The following is a 24,005-nucleotide window of genomic DNA, read 5'->3' on the forward strand; positions in this document are numbered from 1 at the left end:
CCGACTCCGAGAAGAAGATGTCTCGGTAAGCGTCGTCCTCGATGAGGATGAATCCCGTCCGTTCGGCCAGGGCCGCGAGCCGCACGCGCCGCCCGATGGGAAGGCAGGTTCCCTGGATCTGCCGGGGCCCCGCTCCTTGCGAGCTGATCAGACGCGGATCGCGCCGACTTCCACACCATGCTCGGCGGCAAGGCGGTGCAGGTCGTCGAGCTCCGACTGTTCGACATCCGCCAGGAAGTCGTCGCCGGTCTCACGGGCCCGTGTCAGGTCGGACTCGGTCGCCCGTATGCGCTGCAGAAGTCCTGCGGTGAATGCGTCCATGCTGCGCCCCCTCGTCCTGGGTCGTGGGTCGGTGGCACGGGGGTGTGCCCTTGGATGGGAAGGGGCGATCACGTCTCCACTGGGTGCCCAGCGCTGCCCTGGCTGGGCGGCGACGGTGCCGGACACCCACGCCCGCTCTGCGGGAAGCGGTGAGCAGCCGACCACATGTGGTGTGCCACATGCAGAGCGTGATCGCGGGGTGTAAAGCCGTCCTCCCCCCGCTCCCTTCCGCGGAAACCTCAACCGCACGAGAAAATTTCGCATTCCCGGTCCCACGGACCGGCATCCCGGGCGTACCCACCCGTCTTACAGCCGGTTTATGGCCGAAAAGGGCAGGATGGAGGTCTCATCCATGACAGACCTGCCCGTGTGCTGCCCGCAATCGGGTTACGCGGGTGGACAGAGGAAGGACAAGCGACGTGCGCGTACTCGTCGTCGAGGACGAGCAGCTGCTCGCCGATGCGGTGGCCACCGGACTGCGCCGGGAGGCCATGGCCGTCGACGTCGTGTACGACGGTGCGGCCGCCCTGGAACGCATCGGCGTCAACGACTACGACGTGGTCGTCCTCGACCGCGACCTCCCGCTCGTGCACGGGGACGACGTCTGCCGCAAGATCGTCGAGCTCGGCATGCCCACCCGCGTGCTGATGCTCACGGCGTCGGGCGACGTCAGCGACCGCGTGGAGGGCCTGGAGATCGGCGCCGACGACTACCTCCCCAAGCCGTTCGCGTTCAGCGAGCTCATCGCGCGCGTGCGGGCCCTCGGCCGGCGTACGAGCGTGCCGCTGCCGCCCGTCCTGGAGCGCGCCGGGATCAAGCTCGACCCCAACCGCCGCGAGGTCTTCCGCGAGGGCAGGGAGGTCCAGCTCGCCCCCAAGGAGTTCGCCGTCCTGGAGGTCCTCATGCGCAGCGAGGGCGCCGTCGTCTCGGCCGAGCAGCTCCTGGAGAAGGCGTGGGACGAGAACACGGACCCGTTCACCAACGTCGTGCGCGTGACCGTCATGACCCTGCGCCGCAAGCTCGGCGAACCCCCGGTCATCGTCACCGTGCCCGGCTCCGGATACCGGATCTGATGACCGTGGCCACGACACCCGCACCGCCCACGGCACCCCCCAAGCCCACCTGGGAGCCTCGCAGGCCGGAGCCCCCGTTCCCATGGCTGCGACCGACCATCCGCATAAGGCTCACGCTGCTGTACGGCGGCATGTTCCTGATCGCCGGCATCCTGCTGCTGTCGATCATCTACCTGTTCGCGGCGCACGCGCTCAACGTGGGCAGCGAACTGCCGTTCAAGATCCTCTCGGGCCAGGTCGCCAGCGACACCTGCAACTTCCCGTCCCGCCCCTCGGCGAGCGAGCTCAACGACGCCATGAACGCCTGCGTGAACGAGCAGCGCCAGCACGCCCTGGACAACCTGCTCAGCCGCTCGCTGCTGGCCCTGCTCGGCCTCGCCGTGATCGCCTTCGCCTTCGGCTATGCGATGGCCGGCCGTGTGCTGTCGCCGCTCGGCCGGATCACCCGCACCGCGCGTGCGGTGGCCGGCTCGGACCTGTCCCGCCGTATCGAGCTGGACGGCCCGGACGACGAGCTGAAGGAGCTGGCGGACACCTTCGACGACATGCTGGAGCGGCTGCAGCGGGCCTTCACGGCCCAGCAGCGGTTCGTCGGCAACGCCTCGCACGAGCTGCGCACCCCGCTCGCGATCAACCGCACGCTCCTGGAAGTGCACCTGTCCGACCCCGGGGCACCCGTGGAGCTGCAGCAGCTCGGCAAGACGCTGCTCGCCACCAACGAGCGCAGCGAGCAGCTCGTGGAGGGGCTGCTGCTGCTCGCCCGCAGCGACAACCAGATCGTCGAGCGCAAGCCCGTCGACCTGGCGGAGGTCGCCTCGCAGGCCGTGGACCAGGTGCACGCCGAGGCGGACGCCAAGGGCGTCGAGATCCGTGGCGAGCGCGCCCCCGCGGTCGTCCAGGGCAACGGCGTCCTGCTGGAGCGGATCGCCCTGAACCTGGTCCAGAACGCGGTGCGCTACAACATCCCGGAGGGCGGCTGGGTCGAGGTGACGACCGAGCTCCAGCACGGCCAGGCGGTCCTGGTGGTCTCCAACACCGGCCCGGTGGTCCCCGCGTACGAGATCGACAACCTCTTCGAGCCCTTCACCCGGCTGCGTACGGAGCGCACGGGCAGCGACAAGGGCGTGGGCCTCGGCCTCTCCATCGCGAGGTCCGTGGCGCGCGCCCATGGCGGCCACATCACGGCGCAGCCCCGTGAGGGGGGTGGGCTCGTGATGCGTGTCACCCTGCCCATCTGAGATCCTGTGAGATCCTGCGCCGACCGGGCCCGATGTTCGCTTTGCGCGGAATTTTCGGGTCCCGGATCCGATCGGTGCGTGTGTGATCGATCACAAAGAATTTTTTCCAGCCATCTACTCTCCGTGACCACATGGCTCCCAGAAAGCCGGGAAAATCCTGGTTTTCCAGGGGCTTGATCACGGGAAGTACACCGTGAGATGCCTTTGAACTGTGCTACGAGGACCGTGTACGGTCCGGTTCGCCATCCAACCCGATCACTCTTGAGGAGTCCGGTTGGGTGTCGATTGAGTAACAGACCTTGATGTGAGGCAAAATCTCCGCCTCGAGGCGGGCACAAGTCCGGCCTCTCACGCGTTACGTGCGCTGGAGACACCCGCAGACACCCAGAGGGGGAGAGCGAAATGGCAACGGATTACGACACCCCACGCAAGACCGACGACGACGTCGACTCCGACAGCCTTGAAGAGCTGAAGGCCCGGCGGAACGACAAGTCCGCCTCGGCCGTCGATGTCGACGAGTTCGAGGCCGCTGAAGGCCTGGAGCTGCCGGGCGCCGACCTCTCGAACGAGGAGTTGGCCGTTCGGGTGCTCCCGAAGCAGCAGGACGAGTTCACCTGCATGAGCTGCTTCCTGGTGCACCACCGCAGCCAGCTGGCCCGCGAGAAGAACGGTCAGCCGATCTGCCGCGACTGCGACTGAGGCCGGGTCGGCCGTGACTGGCTCGACCCCACCTCGGAAGCGCCGCTTTCCGACCGGGGAAGCGGACCTGGAGCCGGACAACGGCTCTTACGGCGTGCGTGACGACGAGCGGGGCTCTTCCGATACGGGAACAGCCTCGCTCGAACCGGCACATGCCCCCGCGGCGCCCGTGGTGCCGGCCGATACCCCGGCACCCGTCGCACGAGGCCGTGCGGCCGCCGTCCGGGACGGAATCCGGGAAGGCGTCCGCAAGGGCGGCAGCGCGGCCAGGGCGGGCCTGGCGTATCTCGCGGACCGGATCATCGAGATGGCCCCGCGGATCCCCGTACGGGACCTTCCGACCCTCCGCAGGCAGTTCCCCGGACTCGGGCCCGAGGAAATCGCCGACAAGCTCATCGTGAGCGCGGCGAGGGGCACGGCCACGGTCGGGGCCGGGATCGGGGCCGCGGCGATGCTGCCGGTGCCGCCGGCCATGCCGACCGAGCTGGCCACGGAGATCACCGGCGTCGCGGCGATCGAGCTGAAGCTGATAGCCGAACTGCACGAGGTGTACGGGCTGCGGCCGCCCGGGAACCTCGCCCAGCGCAGCACCGCCTATCTGAAGTCCTGGTCCGGCGAACGCGGGATCGACGTGACCAAACCGGCGACCGTCGACGCGGCCCTGGGCGGGCAGATGAAGCGGGAGCTGCGACAGCAGATCATGAAGCGGGTGGTACGGGATCTGCCGAACCTCATGCCGTTCATGGTCGGGGCCGCGGTGGGGGCGGTCATGAACCGGCGGGACACCAGGCGCCTCGCGGAACGGGTCCGGAAGGACCTGCGGAGGATGCAGGTGCCGTGGGAGGCATTGCCGGAGCTCCCGCCGATGGAGGAGCCGAAGAACCCTCTGGAGCTCGACAGCTGACAGCCGGAGCTCGAGGGCCCCGGCCGGGTGCGGCCGCCCCGTTCAGGCCTCCTCGGCCTTCTATGCCTCTGCCCGTGCCGCCCTGAGCGCGGCCGCCAGCTTCTCCGGCTCCCTGGTCGACAGGTACAGGTAGGGCGTCGGGTCGGCCTCGTCCGTGACCTCGACCTTCAGGACCGTCGGGATGTATGCGCGCAGCAGCATGAAGGCGCGTGTGTCCGCCTTGTACGTCCGCCAGGCGCGGGCCTCCTCCTGGTCCAGGACCTCCGCGTCACCGAGCGCCGACACCGGGATCCTCGCCTCGCCCGCGATCAGCGAGTCGCCCACCACGCGGATGCGGACGGAACCGTACGAGCTGGCGACGACCGCCGAGGCCGCGGTGCCGCCGACCAGGCCGCCCAGCAGCGGCAGCGTGCCGAAGGGGACGAGGACCAGAGCCATCGCGACGCCCACCAGGAGGCACATCAGCCACCAGGAGCGGGGCGCGGTGAGGCGTTCTTCGTACGGCGACGCGGAGAGCTGCATGGAGCCAAGCTTGGCACGGTGTCCGGAACGCATTCACGCGCGGGTAAGGTCTGCGGCTGTGAGTGGTACTTCCGCAGCTCTGAGGCCGCCCGCCGACGCCGTGACGCCGGTGCGGCACCCCGACGCGCCCGCCCCTGGCGAGCTGCTCGGCGCGCACTACGAGCAGTGCTTCGGGTGCGGGGGAGAGCAGCCCCATGGGCTGCATCTTCAGGCGAGGGCCGGCGAGGGCGTGTCCCTCACCGCCGAGTTCACCGTCCAGCCCGCCCACCAGGGAGCGCCCGGCCTTGCCCATGGCGGGGTCCTTGCGACCGCCCTCGACGAGACCCTCGGCTCGCTGAACTGGCTGTTGCGGACCATCGCGGTGACCGGACGGCTGGAGACCGACTTCGTACGGCCCGTGCCCGTGGGTACCGTGCTGTATCTGGAGGCCGAGGTGACGGCGGTGGCCGGGCGGAAGATCTACTCGAGGGCGACCGGGCGGATCGGTGGCCCCGACGGGCCCGTCGCCGTCCGCGCCGAGGCCCTCTTCATCGAGGTGAAGGTCGACCACTTCATCGACAACGGCCGCCCGCAGGAGATCCGGGCGGCAATGAACGACCCGGACCGGATCCGGCGCGCACGAGCCTTCGAGGTGAACCCGTGAGCCAGAGCCGCAACCCCGTGAACGTGCTCATCCGGCGCGTCGATCCGGACGTACCGCTTCCGGCGTACGCGCACCCCGGCGACGCGGGAGCCGATCTGCGCACCACCGAGAGCTGTGAGCTGAAGCCCGGGGAGCGGGCCGTACTGCCCACGGGGGTGTCTGTCGCGCTGCCTGAGGGGTACGCGGCCTTCGTGCATCCGCGTTCCGGTCTCGCCGCCCGCTGCGGTGTCGCCCTCGTCAATGCCCCGGGGACGGTAGATGCCGGGTACCGTGGGGAGATCAAGGTGATCGTGGTGAATCTCGACCCGCGCGAGTCCGTGCGGTTCGAGCGCTTCGACCGGATTGCCCAACTGGTCGTCCAGCAGGTCGAGAGGGTCCGCTTCCAGGAGGTCGCGGAACTTCCCGACTCGGCGCGGGCCGCGGGGGGCTTCGGCTCCACCGGCGGTCATGCTGCCGTGGGCGGTGAAACGGGTGGGAATCGATACGCTTCGGTCGTATCCGACCGGGAAGGACAGTGACGTGTTCGGACGTCGCAACAAGAAGGGTGCCGCCGAGGACGCGGCCGGCGAGGCCGAGCAGGTCGTCGACGGTGTCGACACTGAGGCGGACGAAGAGGTCGAGCGCGAGCGCGTGAGGCTCGAGCCGGAGCCGCGGCCCGACGGGCCCTGGGACAGCTCCGAGGTCCGCGAACCCGGCGACGGCCGGGTGGACCTGGGCGGTCTGTTCGTGCCCGGGATCGAGGGCATGGAGCTGCGGGTCGAGGTCGCGGGCGACGCGATCGTCGCGGCGACCGTCGTGCTGCGCGACAGCGCCGTCCAGCTGCAGGCCTTCGCCGCACCCAAGCGCGAGGGCATCTGGGGCGAGGTCCGCGAGGAGATCGCCAGCGGCATCACCCAGCAGGGCGGCATCGTCGACGAGGTCGAGGGGCCGCTGGGCTGGGAGCTGCGCGCCCAGGTGCCGGTGCAGCTGCCGGACGGCACGGGTGGTTTCCAGGTCGTGCGGTTCGTCGGTGTGGACGGTCCGCGCTGGTTCCTGCGGGGTGTCATCTCCGGCCAGGGAGCCGTGCAGCCGCAGGCCGCGGGCCTGCTCGAGCAGATCTTCCGGGACACGGTCGTGGTCCGCGGCGAAGGCCCGATGGCCCCCCGCGACCCGATCGTCCTGAAGCTGCCCAACGATGCGCAGATGGTGCCCGAGGGCGTCCAGCAGGATGACGGCGCCTCCCGCTTCTCCGGCGGGATGGGTCAGTTGCAGCGCGGACCCGAGATCACCGAGGTCCGCTGACAACTCCGCGAACGGACAGATCAGCAGACGGGTCGCACCCCTCCACGAGGGGTGCGACCCGTCTGCTGTGCGGGAGGTTCCGCGCGTATCAGGGTTCCGTCAAAGAGGCCCTTCCTCGCGCCTCCCGTCCCGTTTGCCGTGATTATTGGCCGTAAGGTCGACGCAGCGTACGCGGCGTAAGGAGCTGCGACGGGAAGACAATGAGGCCATGGGACGCGGCAAGCTTCGGATCTACCTCGGCGCGGCGCCGGGTGTCGGCAAGACGTACGCCATGCTGTCCGAGGCGCACCGCCGCATCGAGCGGGGGACCGACTGCGCCGTGGCCTTCGTGCAGCATCACGACCGGCCGCGCACCGAGGTGATGCTGCACGGCCTGGAGCAGGTCCCGCGCAGGGAACTGGAGTACCGCGGGAGCGTCTTCACGGAGATGGACGTGGACGCCGTCCTGCGCCGTGCCCCTGCCGTCGCCCTGGTGGACGAACTCGCCCACACCAATATCCCCGGCTCCCGTAACGCCAAGCGGTGGCAGGACGTCGAGGAACTGCTGGCGGCCGGGATCGATGTGGTCTCGACCGTCAACATCCAGCACCTGGAGTCCCTCGGCGATGTCGTCGAGTCGATAACCGGGGTGCGGCAGCGGGAGACCGTCCCCGACGAGGTGGTGCGCCGCGCGGACCAGATAGAGCTGGTCGACATGTCGCCGCAGGCGCTGCGGCGTCGGATGGCGCACGGCAACATCTACCAGCCGGACAAGGTCGATGCGGCTTTGTCGAACTACTTCCGGCCGGGGAATCTGACCGCGTTGCGGGAGCTGGCGCTGCTGTGGGTGGCGGACCGGGTCGATGAGTATCTGAACGAGTACCGCAGTGAGCACCGGGTCTCGACGATCTGGGGTTCGCGTGAGCGGATCGTGGTCGGGCTGACCGGTGGTCCGGAGGGGCGCACGCTGATCCGCCGGGCCGCACGGCTTGCGGAGAAGGGCGCGGGCGGTGAGGTGCTGGCCGTCTACATCTCCCGCAGTGACGGTCTGACCTCGGCCTCGCCCAAGGAACTGGCGGTCCAGCGCACCCTGGTCGAGGACCTCGGTGGGACCTTCCACCATGTGGTGGGCGATGACATCCCCGCGGCGCTCCTCGACTTCGCACGCGGGGTGAACGCCACCCAGATCGTCCTCGGTGTCTCCCGGCGCAAGGCCTGGCAGTACGTCTTCGGGCCCGGTGTCGGCGCCACGGTGGCCCGGGAGTCGGGGCCCGACCTCGATGTCCACCTCATCACGCACGACGAGGCGGGCAAGGGACGAGGACTGCCCGTCGCCCGGGGAGCGCGGCTCGGCCGCACGCGCATCGTGGCGGGCTGGCTGGTCGCCGTGGTCGGCCCCGTGGTGCTCACTCTGTTGCTGAACACGGTCCACCTCGGCCTCGCCAACGACATGCTGCTGTTCCTGGCGCTGACGGTGGCGGCGGCCCTGCTGGGCGGGCTCCTCCCGGCGCTGGCCTCGGCGGCCTTCGGCTCACTGCTGCTGAACTACTACTACACGCCGCCGCTGCACCGGCTGACGATCGCCGACCCCAGGAACATCGTCGCCATCGTGATCTTCGTCGGCGTGGCGGTCTCGGTGGCCTCGGTGGTGGACCTGGCGGCCCGGCGCACCCTCCAGGCGGCGCGGCTGCGCGCCGAGTCCGAGATCCTCTCCTTCCTCGCGGGCAGCGTGCTGCGCGGCGAGACCACCCTGGAGGCGCTCCTGGAGCGGGTCCGCGAGACCTTCGGCATGGAGTCGGTGGCGCTGCTGGAACGGACGAGTGACGTCGACCCGTGGACCTGTGCGGGCAGAGTGGGACCGGGCGCGCCGGTCGAGCGGCCGGAGGACGCGGACGTGGACGCGCCGGCCGGCGACCATATGGCGCTGGCGCTGTCCGGGCGCGTCCTGCCCGCCTCCGACCGTCGCGTGCTGGCCGCCTTCGCCGCGCAGGCCGCCGTGGTCCTGGACCGCCAGCGGCTCCAGCAGGAAGCCGACCAGGCCAAGGAACTGGCCGAGGGCAATCGCATCCGCACCGCGCTGCTCGCCGCCGTCAGCCATGATCTGCGCACCCCGCTGGCCGGGATCAAGGCCGCGGTGTCGAGTCTGCGGTCCGACGATGTGGCGTGGTCGGAGGAGGACCAGGCGGAGCTGCTGGCGGGCATAGAGGAGGGGGCCGACCGGCTCGACCACCTGGTGGGCAACCTGCTGGACATGTCCCGCCTCCAGACCGGCACCGTCACCCCGCTGATCCGGGAGATCGATCTCGACGAGGTCGTGCCGATGGCGCTCGGCGGGGTGCCCGAGGACAGCGTGGAGCTGGACGTCCCGGAGACCCTGCCGATGGTCGCGGTGGACGCCGGGCTCCTGGAACGCACGGTCGCCAACCTCGTCGAGAACGCCGTCAAGTACAGCCCCCTGGGAACACCCGTGCTGGTTTCCGCGAGCGCCCTCGCCGACCGCGTGGAGGTCCGGGTCGTCGACCGCGGCCCGGGCGTGCCGGAGGAGGCGAAGGAGCGCATCTTCGAGCCCTTCCAGCGATATGGCGATGCCCCGCGCGGTGCCGGTGTCGGTCTCGGCCTCGCGGTCGCCCGGGGCTTCACGGAGGCCATGGGCGGCACACTGAACGCCGAGGACACGCCCGGCGGCGGGCTGACCATGGTCCTCACCCTCCGGGCCGTGGAGAGCCTTCACGCCCCCGCACGACTGGCCGAAGCAGAAAGGCAAACCACATGACCCGGGTGCTCGTGGTCGACGACGAGCCGCAGATCATACGCGCCCTCGTGATCAACCTGAAGGCGCGCAAGTACGAGGTCGACGCGGCCCCCGACGGCACGACCGCGCTCCAGCTCGCCGCCGCCCGCCACCCCGACGTCGTGGTGCTCGACCTCGGGCTCCCCGACATGGACGGCGTCGAGGTGATCAAGGGGCTGCGCGGCTGGACCCGGGTGCCGATCCTGGTGCTGTCCGCCCGCCACTCCTCGGACGAGAAGGTCGAGGCGCTGGACGCGGGCGCCGACGACTACGTCACCAAGCCGTTCGGCATGGACGAGCTGCTGGCCCGCCTGCGCGCCGCGGTGCGCCGCGCCGAGCCCACCGGGGGCGGCGAGGACGACATGATCGTGGAGACCGAGGACTTCACCGTCGACCTGGCCGCGAAGAAGGTCAACCGGGCCGGGAAGGACGTACGTCTCACCCCCACGGAGTGGCATCTGCTGGAGGTGCTCGTGCGCAACACGGGGCGCCTGGTCAGCCAGAAGCAGCTGCTGCAGGAGGTGTGGGGGCCGTCGTACGGGACGGAGAGCAACTATCTGCGGGTCTACATGGCCCAGCTGCGCCGCAAGCTGGAGGCGGACGCGTCGCACCCGAAGCACTTCGTCACCGAGCCGGGGATGGGCTATCGGTTCGAGAAGTGATGCGGGACGCGATGTGTGTCGGTGCGCCCCGGTACGCTTTCGGTATGACTGCTGTTCCTCGTTCCGAAAAGCCGGCGGGCCGGTTCCGGCGCATGCTCGACCGGCTTTCCTCGTCACAGGAGGACCTGGAGTCCGAGGAGCTGCGGGAGGACGCCGAGACCGCGGGCTGTACGCGCATCGGCGACTGCCATGACCGACAGATCGTCACGGTTACTGGTACCTTGCGCACGGTCACGCTGCGCCCGCGGGCAGGGGTCCCGGCCCTGGAGGCCGAGCTGTTCGACGGTTCGGCCGCCCTGGACGTGGTGTGGCTCGGCAGGCGCTCCATCGTCGGAATAGAACCGGGACGCAGGCTGATCGCGTCGGGCCGGATCTCGATGAGCCGGGGCCGCAGAGTGCTGTTCAATCCCAAGTACGAACTCAGACCCCTCGGACGGGAGTAGCCGGTGACGTCACTCGAGAAGCCGACCGAAGACGCCCAGCAGGATTCGCGGGCGGTGACCGAGGCCGCGCTCTTCGAGGCGTTCGGCGGGGTCCGGGGCATGGTCGAGACCGTGATGCCCGGCCTCCTCTTCGTCACCATCTTCACAATCAACAAGGACCTGCACCTGTCGGCGATCGCCGCGCTGGCGGTGTCCCTGCTGCTGGTCGTGGTCCGCCTCGTCAGGAAGGACACCGTCAAGCACGCCTTCAGCGGTGTGTTCGGGGTCGCCTTCGGCGTGGTCTTCGCGATGATGACCGGCAACGCGAAGGACTTCTATCTGCCGGGCATGCTCTACACGCTGGGCCTGGCCCTGGCGTACATCATCACCACGCTCGCGGGAGTGCCCCTGATCGGTCTGATGCTCGGACCGGTCTTCAAGGAGAACCTCTCCTGGCGTACGCGCAACCCCGGCCGCAAGAAGGCGTACACGAAGGCCAGTTGGGCCTGGGGGCTGATCCTGCTTGCCAAGTGCGCGATCCTCTTCCCCCTGTACTGGTGGGCCAACACCGCCCAACTCGGCTGGGTCCTGGTCGCGTTGAAGATCCCGCCGTTCCTGCTCGCGGTGTGGCTCACGTGGGTGTTCCTGGCGAAGGCGCCCGCGCCCATCGACGTCTTCGCGGAGATGGAGGCGGAGGAGAAGGCGGAGAAGGAGCGGAAGGCTGCCGCCGCCGAGCACGACGGGTCCCCTGCGGGGCGGCACCGCCGGGAGTCGTAGCCGCCGGCGCCGGCGTGACAACCACGCCGGTCTCCGCCCGGACCCCGTCGCGGCTTACGCTCAGTTGCCCCTATCCCCGGGGCCGTGTCCCCGGACCCCACAAGGGGACTGTGTCCCTTCGCCCTTGGATACCGCCGCCCGGCGGCTGGGCCCCAGCTCCCGCATCCGGGATTGCGTCCGCCTGGACCCCTGCTCCCGCGGGTTGCGCCGTCAGCCCCGCCGCCGGGGTGTTGCGTTCTTTGAACCCTCGCCTGAACCCTCGCCCCGGTGGGCTGCTGCAGGGCGCCGCGGTCTGTGCCCTGAACTCCCGCTGGGTTTGCCCTGGGTGGGCCTCCGCCTTCGGGGGCCGTGTCCCGCGTGGACTCATGCCTCGGTGGGCTCCTCCCTGGCCGTTGGGGGCTGCGCCCCCAGCCCTCCCGCCGGGCTTGCGTCGGGTGGGTCCCGCCCTTGCAGCGGGTTGTGTCCCGGTCTCGCGGGGGCCCGTGGCTCTTTGCCCTGGTGGGCTGCCGTCCGGCCCGCGGTCTGTGCCCCGAGTCCGGCCCGTATCGGAACCCGAGTCCGGCCGTAAGCGGAAATGGGGCCGCCCGGAATTCTCCGGGCGCCCCCATCCTCGTAGGACGGCGAACTAGTGCGCCGTGTCCTCCCGGCGCACCGACAGCAGGTCCTCGAGCTGCTCCTCGCGCGCCTGGGCCGCCACGAACAGCAGTTCGTCGCCCGCCTCCAGGGAGTCCTCCCGGGACGGGGTCAGGACGCGGGTGCCCCGGATGATCGTCACCAGGGACGTGTCCTCGGGCCACTGCACGTCGCCGACCTGCGTGCCGGCCAGGGCCGACTCCGGTGGCAGGGTCAGTTCGACGAGGTTGGCGTCGCCATGGCTGAAGCGAAGCAGGCGGACCAGGTCGCCGACGCTCACCGCCTCCTCGACCAGGGCCGACATCAGGCGGGGGGTCGAGACCGCGACGTCCACGCCCCACGCCTCGTTGAACAGCCACTCGTTCTTGGGATTGTTGACCCGGGCCACGACGCGCGGGACGCCGTACTCCGTCTTCGCCAGCAGGGAGACGACCAGGTTCACCTTGTCGTCGCCGGTTGCGGCGATCACGACGTTGCAGCGCTGCAGCGCCGCCTCGTCCAGGGACGTGATCTCACAGGCATCGGCCAGCAGCCACTCCGCCTGCGGAACGCGCTCGACCGAGATCGCGGTCGGCGCCTTGTCGATCAGCAGGACCTCGTGGCCGTTCTCCAGGAGCTCGCCCGCGATCGAGCGGCCCACGGCACCGGCACCGGCAATGGCGACCCTCATCAGTGACCGCCCTCCTCTTCGGGCCCCTGGGCGAACGACGCCTCGACCTTGTCGACGTCGTCCGTCCGCATCATCACATGCACGAGGTCGCCCTCCTGCAGCACCGTCTGGGAGCTGGGCAGCATCGCCTCGCCCAGCCGGGTGAGGAACGCCACCCGGACGCCCGTCTCCTCCTGCAGCTTGCTGATCTTGTGGCCCACCCACTTCGGCGAGGCATGCACCTCGGCGAGCTGGACGCCGCCGGTGGGGTCGCGCCACAGCGGCTCGGCACCGGACGGCAGCAGACGGCGCAGCATCTGGTCCGCCGTCCAGCGGACCGTGGCGACGGTCGGGATGCCGAGCCGCTGGTAGACCTCGGCCCGGCGGGGGTCGTAGATACGGGCCGCGACATTCTCGATGCCGAACATCTCGCGGGCCACGCGCGCGGCGATGATGTTCGAGTTGTCGCCACTGGAGACGGCGGCGAAGGCGCCGGCCTCCTCGATGCCCGCCTCGCGCAGGGTGTCCTGGTCGAAGCCGACTCCGGTGACACGACGGCCGCCGAACCCGGAGCCCAGTCGTCGGAAGGCGGTGGGGTCCTGGTCGATCACGGCGACCGTGTGCCCCTGTTGCTCCAGGGTCTGGGCAAGAGCGGAGCCCACTCTTCCGCAGCCCATGATGACGATGTGCACGACCGTCCTTCCGGTGTCAATGGTCACGGCTCAGTCGAAACGCCAACAACAGGGTCTCAGACCGCCGACCAAGCTACACACGCGCGGTCCGGGTAGGGCACCCCCGTGCACGCGCGCCGCACTGCTCTGTGCGATCACCGGCGGCTGATGCTGCGAACGCTGAGAAGAGTCAGGATTCCGAGGCCGACAAGTCCGGCGGCGGCGCCGATGAACTCCGCGGTCGCATGCATGGAACCTCCGGGGGCGGCAACTGCAGGGGGTTTCGTCATATAGGCATGCGGAACCCGTCACCTGCGGAATCCGCAGCGCGCCCCTCTTCGATTTCACTCGTGAGGCAGATCTCCTCGGGCGGCTGGGCGGTCCCCGGTGCGACCCCTTACGATCCTCTGTTGTGTCCAAACTGACCGACGTGCCCAAACGGATCCTGATCGGGCGCGCACTGCGCAGTGACCGGCTCGGGGAAACGCTCCTGCCGAAGCGCATCGCCCTCCCCGTCTTCGCCTCCGACCCTCTCTCCTCCGTGGCCTACGCGCCCGGTGAGGTGCTGCTGGTCCTCTCCATCGCGGGCGTGTCGGCCTACCACTTCAGCCCCTGGATCGCGGTCGCGGTCGTCGTGCTGATGTTCACGGTGGTCGCCTCCTACCGGCAGAACGTGCACGCGTACCCGAGCGGCGGCGGCGACTACGAGGTGGCGACCACCAACCTCGGCCCCAAGGCCGGTCTCACCGTCGCCAGCGCGCTGCTCGTCGACTACGTCCTCACGGTCGCCGTGTCGATCGCCTCCGGCATCGAGAACCTCGGCTCCGCAATCCCGTTCGTCGTCGAGCACAAGGTGGCGTGCGCGGTCGCCGTGGTCGTGCTGCTCACGCTGATGAACCTGCGCGGGGTCAAGGAGTCCGGCTCGCTGTTCGCGATCCCGACGTACGTCTTCGTCGCGGGCGTCTTCGTCATGATCGCGTGGGGCGCGTTCCGCGGGCTGGTCCTCGGCGACACCATGCGGGCGCCCACGGCGTCGTACGAGATCAGGGCCGAGCACCAGGGGATAGCCGGTTTCGCCCTGGTCTTCCTGCTGCTGCGCGCCTTCTCCTCCGGATGCGCCGCGCTCACCGGTGTCGAGGCGATCTCCAACGGCGTCCCGGCCTTCCGCAAGCCCAAGTCGAAGAACGCGGCGACCACGCTCGCGATGATGGGCCTGCTCGCCGTCACCATGTTCTGCGGCATCATCGCCCTGGCCATGACCACCAAGGTCCGGATGGCCGAGAACCCGGCCACCGACCTGCTCCACAACGGTGTCGGCCTGGGCTCCGGCTATGTCCAGAACCCGGTGATCTCGCAGGTCGCCGAGGCCGTCTTCGGCAAGGGAAGCTTCCTGTTCATCGTGCTGGCGGCGGCCACCGCGCTGGTCCTGTTCCTGGCCGCGAACACCGCCTACAACGGCTTCCCGCTGCTCGGCTCGATCCTCGCCCAGGACCGCTATCTGCCGCGCCAGCTGCACACCCGCGGCGACCGCCTCGCCTTCTCCAACGGCATCGTGCTCCTCGCGGGCGCGGCCACCTTGCTGATCGTCATCTACGGCGCCGACTCGACCCGGCTGATCCAGCTGTACATCGTCGGCGTGTTCGTGTCGTTCACGCTCAGCCAGACCGGCATGGTCCGCCACTGGAACCGCCATCTGGCCACCGAGACGGACCAGGCCAAGCGCCGTCACATGATGCGCTCACGCGCCATCAACGCCTTCGGCGCCTTCTTCACCGGCCTGGTGCTGGTCGTCGTCCTGGTCACGAAGTTCACGCACGGCGCCTGGGTCGCGCTGCTCGGCATGTGCATCTTCTACGCCACGATGACCGCGATCCGTCGCCACTACGACGGTGTGGCCGAGGAACTCGCCGCCCCCGAGGGCCCGAGCGACGACAGCGTGCGCCCCTCGCGGGTCCACTCGGTGGTGCTCATCTCCAAGATCCACCGCCCCACGCTGCGCGCCCTGGCCTACGCCAAGCTGCTGCGCACGGACACCCTGGAGGCGCTCAGCGTCAACGTCGACCCGGCGGAGACCAAGGCCCTGAAGGACGAGTGGGAGCGGCGCGGCATCGATGTACCGCTGAAGATCCTCGACTCGCCGTACCGCGAGATCACACGCCCGGTGATCGAGTACGTGAAGAGCCTGCGCCGCGAGTCGCCGCGCGACGCCGTGTCCGTGATCATCCCCGAGTACGTGGTGGGCCGCTGGTACGAGCATCTGCTGCACAACCAGAGCGCGCTGCGGCTCAAGGGGCGGCTGCTGTTCACGCCGGGCGTCATGGTGACCTCCGTGCCGTACCAGCTGCAGTCCTCCGAGGCGGCGAAGCTGCGCGCCCGCAAGCGGCAGGAGTGGAACGCGCCGGGCGCGGTGCGGCGAGGTCCGGCCGAGGAGCGGGCGAAGGACTCCTTGACCTCGAAGGGCTGAGGCGGCCTGCCCTGACACTGTCCTGGTGGTGAACGGCCGGACGACACCCACGTAGACTGGTGGGCTGTTGTCCGGCCGTGCCGTTCCCGTGTTCGTACCCCCTCTCGTATCTGGAGTCGTCCCCCCATGCAGGCAGAACCGAAGAAGTCGCTGGTGGGGGAGGAGTACGAGGTCGAGATCGGTCCCGTCGCCCACGGCGGTCACTGCATCGCCCGCACGGAAGCGGGCCAGGTCCTCTTCGTCCGGCATGCGCTGCCCGGAGAGCGGGTCGTGGCACGGGTGACGGAGGGCGAGGAGGAGGCCCGTTTCCTGCGTGCGGACGCGGTGCGGGTGCTGGGGGCCTCGAAGGACCGCATCGAGGCGCCCTGCCCCTATGCCGGCCCCGGACGCTGCGGCGGCTGCGACTGGCAGCACGCCAAGCCGGGCGCGCAGCGCCGGCTCAAGGGCGAGGTGATCGCCGAGCAGTTGAAGCGGCTCGCGGGCCTCACGCCCGAGGAGGCGGGCTGGGACGGCACGGTCGTGCCGGCCGAGGGCGACAAGCTTCCGGCGGGCGAGGTCCCGCAGTGGCGTACGCGGGTGCAGTACGCGGTGGACGCGTCCGGCCGGGCGGGCCTGCGCCGGCACCGCTCGCACGAGGTGGAGCCGGTCGACCACTGCATGATCGCCGCCGCCGGAGTGACCGAACTGGGCATCGAGAAGCGGGACTGGACGGGCATGGAGTCCGTCGAGGCGATCGCGGCGACGGGGTCGCAGGACCGCCAGGTGATCCTGACGCCCGAGCCGGGCGCGCGGCTGCCGCTGGTGGAACTGGACAAGCCGGTTTCGGTGCTGCGGGTCGACGAGAAGTCCGGCGGAGTGCACCGCGTCCACGGCCGTCCCTTCGTCCGCGAACGTGCCGACGGCCGTACCTACCGCGTGGGCGGCGGGGGCTTCTGGCAGGTCCACCCGAAGGCGGCGGACACGCTGGTGAAGGCGGTGATGCAGGGGCTGCTGCCGCGCAAGGGCGAGACGGCGCTCGACCTGTACTGCGGCGTCGGCCTCTTCGCGGGAGCGCTCGCGGACCGGCTCGGCGAGAAGGGCGCGGTGCTCGGCATCGAGTCCGGCAAGCGCGCGGTGGAGGACGCCCGGCACAACCTGGCCGACTTCGACCGCGTCCGCATCGAACAGGGCAAGGTCGAGTCGGTCCTGCCGCGGACGGGCATCACGGAGGTCGACCTGATCGTCCTGGACCCCCCTCGCGCGGGGGCGGGCCGGGCGACGGTCGCACACCTGTCGTCCCTGGGCGCCCGGAGGATCGCCTACGTCGCCTGCGACCCGGCGGCGTTGGCACGCGATCTGGCGTACTTCCGGGAGGGCGGGTACCGGGTGCGGACGCTGCGGGCGTTCGATCTGTTTCCGATGACGCACCACGTGGAGTGCGTGGCGATTCTTGAGCCCGCAGTAAAGGGCCTCTGACCTGCTACTTCTTCTGAATTGGCCAGTATGGTCGGGCGTGCTCGACCTGTTCTGCTCTGCAAAGTACATGACGTGAAGCGTGTCGTATGCTCACGAACGCCGCTGACCTGCCGTTTCATGACGCCGTGCTGGAGTGATCTTCCGCCGCCCTGGTCCATCGGCGCCTGGCGCGCCCGGACCGGCGTCGCCGTGCCCGAGGGCCGCAGGGGCATTTCGACAACAAGGACATGTACCCGCTCGGCCTCGGCGCCTTCATGGACGACCGCGCCCTTTTCGGCCGGGCGGAGTCGGGAGCCCGCCCCGAAGTGGTCACCGTGCCCGACCCGGAGCCGGGCTCCGGCCATGCTGTCCTGGAAGTGGCCGCGGCCGGACTGTGCCTCCAGCCTGACGGTGACGGGCCGAGATCCCGGGCAACTGCACTTTGTGCCGCCCGTCGCCCCGAGTCTCGCAGCGTCGAGCAAACGGGAGTCAGCCTTCGTATGGCGGCCTGTTTTTTCCAGATCCGCCCAACTGGCCCCCGCTGTGCGAACCGCGGCGCTGGGGCTGTCCCGGATGCTGCGGGGGAGCGGCTGAGCGGGGCCTCCTCAGGCGAAGTGCCCCTCCGACAGCCGGGCCAGAGTTCTGCGGCCGCGGGCGACGACCTCCTGGTCGTCGTGGGGCACCCCCCAGGAGAGGGCGCTCGCTGCGTCGAGCGCCGACAGACAGCGCAGGGCGGTCTCCTCCACGCCGGTCAGCTCGCGCCCGAAGCCCTGGCAGAAGGCGGTCCGCAGCTCGGGCCGCTCGGCCCAGGGGCCGCAGGCGAGCCGGACGACGTCGAAGACCGCGGCGTGCGGGCGGGCCCGCTCCAGGCCGACCACCGCGAGTGCGCCGACCCCGGTGTCGTAGAGCCAGTTGCGCTCTTGGAAGTCGCCGTGGGCGTATGCGACCGGCAGGGGGCCGAGCAGCTCCAGCGCGGCGGCATGCCGGCGGACGACATCTCGTTCCCGGGCGCCGATGAGGTCCCCGGCACGCTCGAGATGCACCTCGGCGTCGTCGACGGCGCGCTCGATCTCGCCTGCCGCCTCCGAACGGTCCTGGGGCGTCAGATCGCGGGCGTCGCCGTGGAACCGGCGCAGCCACGCGCCCGCCTTGCGGTGCAGGGCGCGCCGCCCGCCCGGGGTGAGCGCAAGGCTCCGCACGGGCCGGCCGGGCACCGCGGTGAGCAGCAGCGCGCGGTGCCGCGCCTCGGTGTCCAGCAGGTACGGCACAGTGCCCCGCTCCAGCGCCGGCGCCGCCTCACGGTAGGCGCGGGTCTCCCTGGCGTAGAGCGTCGGTGTCGGAGCCACCTTGAGGAAGGTGCGGCCGGTGTCGGAGGTCAGCTCCCAGACCCTGGACCCGGGGCGGCGGTGCGAGGCGTCCCGCACGGAGCGGACGGGACCGACGACCCCCTCGGCCCACGCGGCCAGGGCGGTCGGGATGGGGGTGCGGACGGTCATGCGCCCCACCTCGGTGCCGGACGTGATGAGGACGGGCGGACCGAGGCACGGGCGGAGCCGGTCGGGACGAGGGCGTCAACTCCGTGCCGGGCGGAGGCAGGCCGCCCGGGCCGATTGTCGAACGCGGGGAGAAAGGCGGTAGGGGCGGGGACGGGGTTCATGAATCCTCCAGGGCTTATGTCGATGCGGACAAGCGACCGAACAACCGCCCTGATCATGGACTCGTAACGGGCAGCCGGGGGCGAATTCTCGGGCAAAGGTTCGATCATCCCGCCCCGGTCAAGCGGCCCTGGCGAATCGGGGCACGCGGCGCCGTTCGATTCCCTCGTGTGGTGAAGGGTGGCCCGGTCGGGGGATTGCCCGCCGCGCGGTTGACGGTGAGTCAGATCCTCGTCGGGACCCCGGTCAGTCCCGGAAGCCCTTGTCCGCCAGAATGGCGTCGATCTTCGCCCGGTGCGCCTCCTCCCACATGTCGAGGGTTTCCTGCGCCTCCTTCGCGAGCTTCGTCCGGGCGGCGGCGAGTATCTCCTCCCGGCGCGCCGCGGGGACCGCCACCACGCCCTCCTCGTCGGCCACCACGATGTCGCCGGCGCTCACCTTCACGCCGCCGCACTCCACGTCCACGTTGAGCGGTTCCGCGGCGTTCTTGGTGCCCGGGATGGGCATGACGCCCCGGGCGAAGACGGGGAAGCCCATCTCGCGGACCTCGGCGAGGTCACGGATGACTCCGTCGGCCACGAATGCGGCGATGCCCCGGCGCTGGGCCACGGCGCAGACGTTGCCGCCGGCCAGGGCGTAGTCCACGTCTCCCGACTCCACGACGATGACCGAGCCCGGCTCGGCCCGGTGGATGGCCGCATGCAGCATGAGGTTGTCGCCGCGAGGGCAGCGGACCGTGAACGCCGGGCCCGCCACGCGCGGGGCCGACGGCCACAGCGGTCGGATGCCGATGTCCATGACCCGCGCGCGGCCGAGCAGATCGGCGAGGGTGGTCGTCGGGATGTCTTCGAACGCGCCGACGATGTCGGTGACGTCGCTCATATGACTCCTCCGTTCGGGTGGATCTTCGACTCTACGGTCCCCCCTCCGGCGGACCCGCGCGGCACGCCCGGCCCGCCCCCGCCGAGCCGTTGCGGCTCCGCCCTCGAGGTCCGAATCTGGGGGAATGTGCCGGGCAATGAGGAGGGCGGGCGATGGCGGCGAGCGATGGCGGGGCGGACGCCGAGCGGCTGCGGCTGGCGGATGCCGATGCGGGGCGGGTGGCGTGGCGGCGCTGGGGGCCGTATCTGAGCGAGCGGCAGTGGGGCACGGTGCGCGAGGACTACAGCCCCGGCGGGGACGCCTGGTCCTACTTCACCCATGACCAGGCCCGCTCCCGCGCCTACCGCTGGGGCGAGGACGGCATCGCCGGCGTCAGCGACGACAAGCAGCGGCTGTGCTTCGCGCTCGCCCTGTGGAACGGCCGCGACCCGATCCTCAAGGAGCGGATGTTCGGCCTGACCAACGCCGAGGGCAACCATGGCGAGGACGTCAAGGAGTACTACTTCCACCTGGACTCGACGCCCACCCACTCGTACATGAAGTTCCTCTACAAGTACCCCCAGAGGGCCTTCCCGTACGAGGACCTCGTCACCGTCAACCGGGCCCGCGGACGGCACGACCCCGAGTACGAACTCCTCGACACCGGCGTCTTCGACGAGGACCGCTACTTCGACGTGTTCGTGGAGTACGCCAAGGCCGGTCCGGAGGATCTGCTCGTCGAGATCACCGCGCACAACCGCGGACCCGACGAGGCGGTACTGCACCTGCTGCCCACACTGTGGTTCCGGCACACCTGGTCGTGGGCGGGCGGCACGGCGGTGCCCGGTCTGAGCCGGGTCCCGGGAGCGATCCGCGCCGACCACGAGGAACTCGGCCCGCGATGGCTGTACTTCACCGGTGGGACGGAGACCCTGTTCACCGAGAACGACACCGACAACCAGCGCATCTTCGGCAGCCCGAACGCCACCCCGTACGTCAAGGACGGCATCGACCGGTACGTCGTCCACGGCGAGACCGGCGCCGTCAACCCGCAGCAGACCGGTACCAAGGCCGCAGTCCACCACGTGCTGACCGTGCCCGCCGGGGACAGCGCGACCGTACGGCTGCGCCTGACCGACACCGAACTCACCGATCCCTGGGCCGAGTTCGAGCAGGCATTCAACACCCGGCGCACCGAGGCCGACGTGTTCTTCGAGGGCGTGGTCCCGGACGGCCTGGGTGAGGACGAGCGCCGCCTGGTGCGGCAGGCGCTCGCCGGGATGCTGTGGAGCAAGCAGTACTACCACCTCGACGTCGAGCGCTGGCTCGCCGAGCACGGTGTCGATCCGCTGGCCGTCGACCCCCGCATCCGCAACAGCGCCTGGTACCACATGGTCAACGACGAGGTCATGTCGATGCCGGACACCTGGGAGTACCCCTGGTTCGCGGCCTGGGACCTCGCCTTCCACGCCATCGCGCTGTCCATGGTCGACATCGGCTTCGCCAAGGCGCAACTGGAGCTGCTGCTGCGCCGCCTGTATCTGCACCCCAACGGCCAGATCCCGGCGTACGAATGGAACTTCGGCGACGTCAACCCGCCGGTGCACGCCTGGGCCGTCCTCTTCGTCTACGAGCTGGAGAAGCAGCGCACGGGCCGCGGCGACCGCACCTTCCTGGAGAACGCCTTCCAGAAGCTGACGAAGAATTTCACCTGGTGGCTCAACCGCAAGGACGTCGACGGCAACAACGTCTTCCAGGGCGGCTTCCTCGGCCTCGACAACATCGGTGTCTTCGACCGCAGCGCCCCGCTGCCCACCGGCGGCCACCTCGACCAGGCCGACGGCACCGCCTGGATGGCTCTGTACTGCCAGAACCTCCTGGAGATCGCCATCGAACTGGCCGATGACAACCCCGTCTACGTGGAACACGCGCAGACGCTGTTCGAGCACTTCGCGTGGATCGCCGTCGCCATGAATCGCATCGGCAACGACAACCAGAGCCTGTGGGACGAGGAGGACGGCTTCTTCTACGACGTCCTGCGGCTGCCCGACGGGGGAGCGACCCGGCTGAAGGTCCGCTCCCTGGTCGGGCTGATCCCGCTCGCCGCGACCAGCCTGGTCGGCGCCTGGACCGATCGCCGCTTCCCCGAACTCGCCCAGGAAGCACGGGAGTTCGTCCACCGGCATCCGGCCGTGGAAGCCCTCGTCTCCACCCGCCACATCATGGGGACGAGTACGGCGGGATGTCATCTGTTCGCGCTGTTCGACGAGGACCGGCTGCGCCGCATCCTGGCCCGGATGCTCGACGAGGAGGAGTTCCTCGGCCCGCACGGCATCCGCTCGCTGTCGCGGTACCACGCCGCGCACCCGTACACCTTCGAGGTGCACGGCCAGACGTACGGCGTCGGCTATCTGCCGGCCGAGTCCGACTCTGGCATGTTCGGCGGCAACTCCAACTGGCGCGGCCCGGTGTGGTTCCCGATCAACGTCCTTCTCATCCGTGCCCTGCTGAACCTGCACGCGTACCACGGCGACACGTTCACGGTGGAGTTCCCGACGGGCGCGGGGCGGCAGCTCACCCTGTACGAGGTCGCCCGCGAGATCGCCGGGCGGCTCACCTCCACCTTCCTGCGGGACGCCGACGGACACCGCCCGGTGCACGGCGGCCAGGACAAGTTCGCCAAGGACCCGCACTGGAAGGACCTGATCCTGTTCTACGAGTACTTCCACGGCGACACCGGCGCGGGACTCGGCGCCTCCCACCAGACCGGCTGGACCGGTCTCGCGGCGGTCACCGCCACCCTGTTCCATCTCGTCGGCGCCGGTGACTGGGGTGCCCTGGGCGAGGAGCCGCTGTCATGACCGTCATCCACGAGATCAACGCCCTCGTCTGGCTGGGCGAGCTGGGCGTACGGTACGGGCGCCGGGTCACCCTCGGCGACGTTCCCGGCGAGGTCTGGGACGAGGTGGCGCGGCCGGGCGTCGACACCGTCTGGCTGATGGGCGTGTGGGAGCGCAGCCCGGCGGGACTGGAGATCGCCCTGCGCGACGACGCGCTGCTCGCCTCCTTCCGCGCGGCCCTGCCGGACCTCACCCCGGCGGACATCGCCGGATCCCCGTACTGCGTACGCAACTACGTCGTCGACCGGAGTCTCGGCGGCCCGGAGGGACTGGCCGCGGCACGCGCACAACTCGCCGCGCGGGGAGTGCGGTTGATGCTCGACTACGTCCCCAACCATGTCGCCCCCGACCACCCCTGGCTCACCGAGCGCCCCGGCTGTCTGGTCCGGGGCACGCCCGACGACCTGGCCCGCGCACCCGACGCCTTCCTGGCGGTGGGCGGGCAGGTGTACGCCCGGGGCCGGGACCCCTACTTCCCGCCGTGGCCGGACGTGGTCCAGCTGAACGCCTTCGGCGACGAGCTGCGTGACGCGGCCGTGGACACACTGGTGGCGATCGGCGACCAGGCGGACGGCGTGCGCTGCGACATGGCGATGCTCCTCATGAACGACGTGTTCGCCAAGACCTGGGGAGACAGGGCGGGACCGGTTCCGGCCGAGGACTTCTGGCCGTACGTCATCCCGCGCGTCCGGGCCCGCCACCCGGACCTCCTCTTCGTCGCCGAGGCGTACTGGGATCTCGAACGGTCCCTTCAGCAGCAGGGCTTCGACCACTGCTACGACAAACGCCTCTACGACCGGCTGGTCCACGAGGACGCCGGGTCCGTCCGTGCCCATCTGGGCGCCGACCTCGCCTACCAGCGCGGGCTCGTGCGCTTCCTGGAGAACCACGACGAGCCCCGGGCCGCTGCCACGCTGCCCGGCGACCGGGAACGCGGGGCGGCCGTCGCCGTCGCCACACTGCCGGGCGCGACGCTGTGGCACGAGGGCCAGTTCGAGGGCCGCCGGGTGCGGCTGCCCGTGTTCCTCTCGCGTCGGCCGCAGGAACCGGTCGACAGGGCCCTGCACGACTTCTACGACCGCCTGCTGCCCGCCGCGGCCGCCGTACGCACGGGCGACTGGCGGTTGCTGGACTGCACGGGCTGGCCGGACAACGACACCCATCGCAATCTGCTGGCCTGGAGCTGGAGCGACGGCGACATGCGCCATCTGGTGGTGGTCAACCACTCCGACACCCCGTCCCAGGGCCGCGTGCCCCTGCTCTGGCCGGACCTGCGGGGCCGCCCGTGCCGGCTGACCGACCTGCTCACGACGGACACGTACGACCGCGACGGCGACGAACTCACGGGCCCCGGCCTGTACGTGGCGCTGGACCCGTGGCACAGCCACGTCCTGACCGTGGGGGCCGGCTGACCGGCCGCCCCGGG

21 protein-coding genes are annotated in these 24,005 nt (G+C 70.3%); 15 read left to right on the forward strand and 6 right to left on the reverse strand.

Annotated features, from left to right (window positions below; all coding sequences use genetic code 11):
- Positions 1-147: 147 nt before the first annotated feature.
- Positions 148-321, reverse strand: a complete 174-nt coding sequence (locus tag ABT186_RS01275; protein WP_351221744.1) for a hypothetical protein — start codon at positions 319-321, stop codon at positions 148-150.
- Between the two features lie 419 nt (positions 322-740).
- On the opposite strand from ABT186_RS01275, the gene ABT186_RS01280 reads away from it, so the two are divergent.
- The 4 genes from ABT186_RS01280 to ABT186_RS01295 all read left to right on the forward strand — a co-directional run bounded on the left by ABT186_RS01280 (position 741) and on the right by ABT186_RS01295 (position 4,235).
- Positions 741-1,394 (forward strand): response regulator transcription factor, encoded by a 654-nt coding sequence (locus tag ABT186_RS01280; protein WP_071369401.1) that lies wholly within the window; start codon positions 741-743, stop codon positions 1,392-1,394.
- 5 nt (positions 1,395-1,399) lie between these two features.
- Positions 1,400-2,632, forward strand: coding sequence for a sensor histidine kinase (locus tag ABT186_RS01285; protein ID WP_351221793.1), 1,233 nt, complete (start codon positions 1,400-1,402; stop codon positions 2,630-2,632).
- A 402-nt stretch (positions 2,633-3,034) separates the two neighbouring features.
- Positions 3,035-3,331 carry a DUF4193 domain-containing protein gene (locus tag ABT186_RS01290; protein WP_003993510.1) on the forward strand — a complete coding sequence of 99 codons (297 nt, stop codon included), beginning with the start codon at positions 3,035-3,037 and terminating at the stop codon, positions 3,329-3,331.
- A gap of 13 nt (positions 3,332-3,344) precedes the next feature.
- Positions 3,345-4,235 (forward strand): hypothetical protein, encoded by an 891-nt coding sequence (locus ABT186_RS01295; protein ID WP_351922895.1) that lies wholly within the window; start codon positions 3,345-3,347, stop codon positions 4,233-4,235.
- Between the two features lie 60 nt (positions 4,236-4,295).
- On the opposite strand, the gene ABT186_RS01300 is transcribed toward ABT186_RS01295, so the two are convergent.
- On the reverse strand, positions 4,296-4,757 hold the full coding sequence (locus tag ABT186_RS01300; protein WP_351922897.1) for a DUF3093 domain-containing protein: 462 nt from the start codon (positions 4,755-4,757) through the stop codon (positions 4,296-4,298).
- A 58-nt stretch (positions 4,758-4,815) separates the two neighbouring features.
- Here ABT186_RS01300 and ABT186_RS01305 point away from each other — a divergent pair, with 58 nt between their 5' ends.
- From ABT186_RS01305 to ABT186_RS01335, 7 genes are all read left to right on the forward strand, one after another.
- Positions 4,816-5,400 (forward strand): PaaI family thioesterase, encoded by a 585-nt coding sequence (locus ABT186_RS01305; RefSeq protein ID WP_351221747.1) that lies wholly within the window; start codon positions 4,816-4,818, stop codon positions 5,398-5,400.
- A complete protein-coding gene (gene dut / locus ABT186_RS01310) occupies positions 5,397-5,918 on the forward strand; it encodes a dUTP diphosphatase (protein WP_351221748.1) in 522 nt (173 codons plus the stop codon). The genes ABT186_RS01305 and dut overlap by 4 nt, the downstream gene beginning before the upstream one ends.
- Before the next feature lies 1 nt (position 5,919).
- Positions 5,920-6,681 carry a DUF3710 domain-containing protein gene (locus ABT186_RS01315; RefSeq protein WP_351221749.1) on the forward strand — a complete coding sequence of 254 codons (762 nt, stop codon included), beginning with the start codon at positions 5,920-5,922 and terminating at the stop codon, positions 6,679-6,681.
- A 208-nt stretch (positions 6,682-6,889) separates the two neighbouring features.
- The gene (locus ABT186_RS01320; RefSeq protein ID WP_351922899.1) at positions 6,890-9,433 is read left to right on the forward strand and encodes a sensor histidine kinase; all 2,544 of its coding nucleotides are present in this window, start codon (positions 6,890-6,892) and stop codon (positions 9,431-9,433) included.
- Positions 9,430-10,113 (forward strand): response regulator, encoded by a 684-nt coding sequence (locus ABT186_RS01325; RefSeq protein WP_351922901.1) that lies wholly within the window; start codon positions 9,430-9,432, stop codon positions 10,111-10,113. The genes ABT186_RS01320 and ABT186_RS01325 overlap by 4 nt, the downstream gene beginning before the upstream one ends.
- A gap of 44 nt (positions 10,114-10,157) precedes the next feature.
- Positions 10,158-10,556 (forward strand): OB-fold nucleic acid binding domain-containing protein, encoded by a 399-nt coding sequence (locus ABT186_RS01330; RefSeq protein ID WP_351221752.1) that lies wholly within the window; start codon positions 10,158-10,160, stop codon positions 10,554-10,556.
- A gap of 3 nt (positions 10,557-10,559) precedes the next feature.
- The gene (locus ABT186_RS01335) at positions 10,560-11,312 is read left to right on the forward strand and encodes a DUF3159 domain-containing protein (protein WP_351221753.1); all 753 of its coding nucleotides are present in this window, start codon (positions 10,560-10,562) and stop codon (positions 11,310-11,312) included.
- A 625-nt stretch (positions 11,313-11,937) separates the two neighbouring features.
- Here the strand turns inward: ABT186_RS01335 and ABT186_RS01340 are convergent.
- The gene (locus ABT186_RS01340) at positions 11,938-12,615 is read right to left on the reverse strand and encodes a potassium channel family protein (RefSeq protein ID WP_351221754.1); all 678 of its coding nucleotides are present in this window, start codon (positions 12,613-12,615) and stop codon (positions 11,938-11,940) included.
- The gene (locus ABT186_RS01345; RefSeq protein ID WP_351221794.1) at positions 12,615-13,286 is read right to left on the reverse strand and encodes a potassium channel family protein; all 672 of its coding nucleotides are present in this window, start codon (positions 13,284-13,286) and stop codon (positions 12,615-12,617) included. The genes ABT186_RS01340 and ABT186_RS01345 overlap by 1 nt, the downstream gene beginning before the upstream one ends.
- A 391-nt stretch (positions 13,287-13,677) precedes the next feature.
- Here ABT186_RS01345 and ABT186_RS01350 point away from each other — a divergent pair, with 391 nt between their 5' ends.
- Both ABT186_RS01350 and ABT186_RS01355 read left to right on the forward strand, forming a co-directional pair.
- Positions 13,678-15,729: an APC family permease gene (locus tag ABT186_RS01350; protein ID WP_351221755.1), complete on the forward strand. Its 2,052-nt coding sequence runs from the start codon at positions 13,678-13,680 to the stop codon at positions 15,727-15,729.
- Between the two features lie 126 nt (positions 15,730-15,855).
- Positions 15,856-17,184, forward strand: coding sequence for a class I SAM-dependent RNA methyltransferase (locus tag ABT186_RS01355; RefSeq protein ID WP_351922903.1), 1,329 nt, complete (start codon positions 15,856-15,858; stop codon positions 17,182-17,184).
- A gap of 584 nt (positions 17,185-17,768) precedes the next feature.
- Here ABT186_RS01355 and ABT186_RS01360 read toward each other — a convergent pair.
- Together ABT186_RS01360 and ABT186_RS01365 are read right to left on the reverse strand one after the other, a co-directional pair.
- Complete coding sequence (locus ABT186_RS01360) at positions 17,769-18,659, reverse strand: aminoglycoside phosphotransferase family protein (RefSeq protein WP_351221757.1); 891 nt, start codon at positions 18,657-18,659, stop codon at positions 17,769-17,771.
- Positions 18,660-19,064: 405 nt separating this feature from the next.
- Complete coding sequence (locus ABT186_RS01365; protein WP_351922905.1) at positions 19,065-19,700, reverse strand: RraA family protein; 636 nt, start codon at positions 19,698-19,700, stop codon at positions 19,065-19,067.
- Between the two features lie 152 nt (positions 19,701-19,852).
- On the opposite strand from ABT186_RS01365, the gene ABT186_RS01370 reads away from it, so the two are divergent.
- Positions 19,853-22,540 (forward strand): MGH1-like glycoside hydrolase domain-containing protein, encoded by a 2,688-nt coding sequence (locus tag ABT186_RS01370; protein WP_351922907.1) that lies wholly within the window; start codon positions 19,853-19,855, stop codon positions 22,538-22,540.
- The gene (locus ABT186_RS01375; RefSeq protein ID WP_351922909.1) at positions 22,537-23,991 is read left to right on the forward strand and encodes an alpha-amylase family protein; all 1,455 of its coding nucleotides are present in this window, start codon (positions 22,537-22,539) and stop codon (positions 23,989-23,991) included. Before ABT186_RS01370 ends, ABT186_RS01375 begins: the two co-directional genes overlap by 4 nt.
- The last annotated feature ends 14 nt before the right edge of the window (positions 23,992-24,005 follow it).

The organism is Streptomyces sp. NPDC001634, from assembly GCF_040298185.1.
GTDB lineage: Bacteria > Actinomycetota > Actinomycetes > Streptomycetales > Streptomycetaceae > Streptomyces.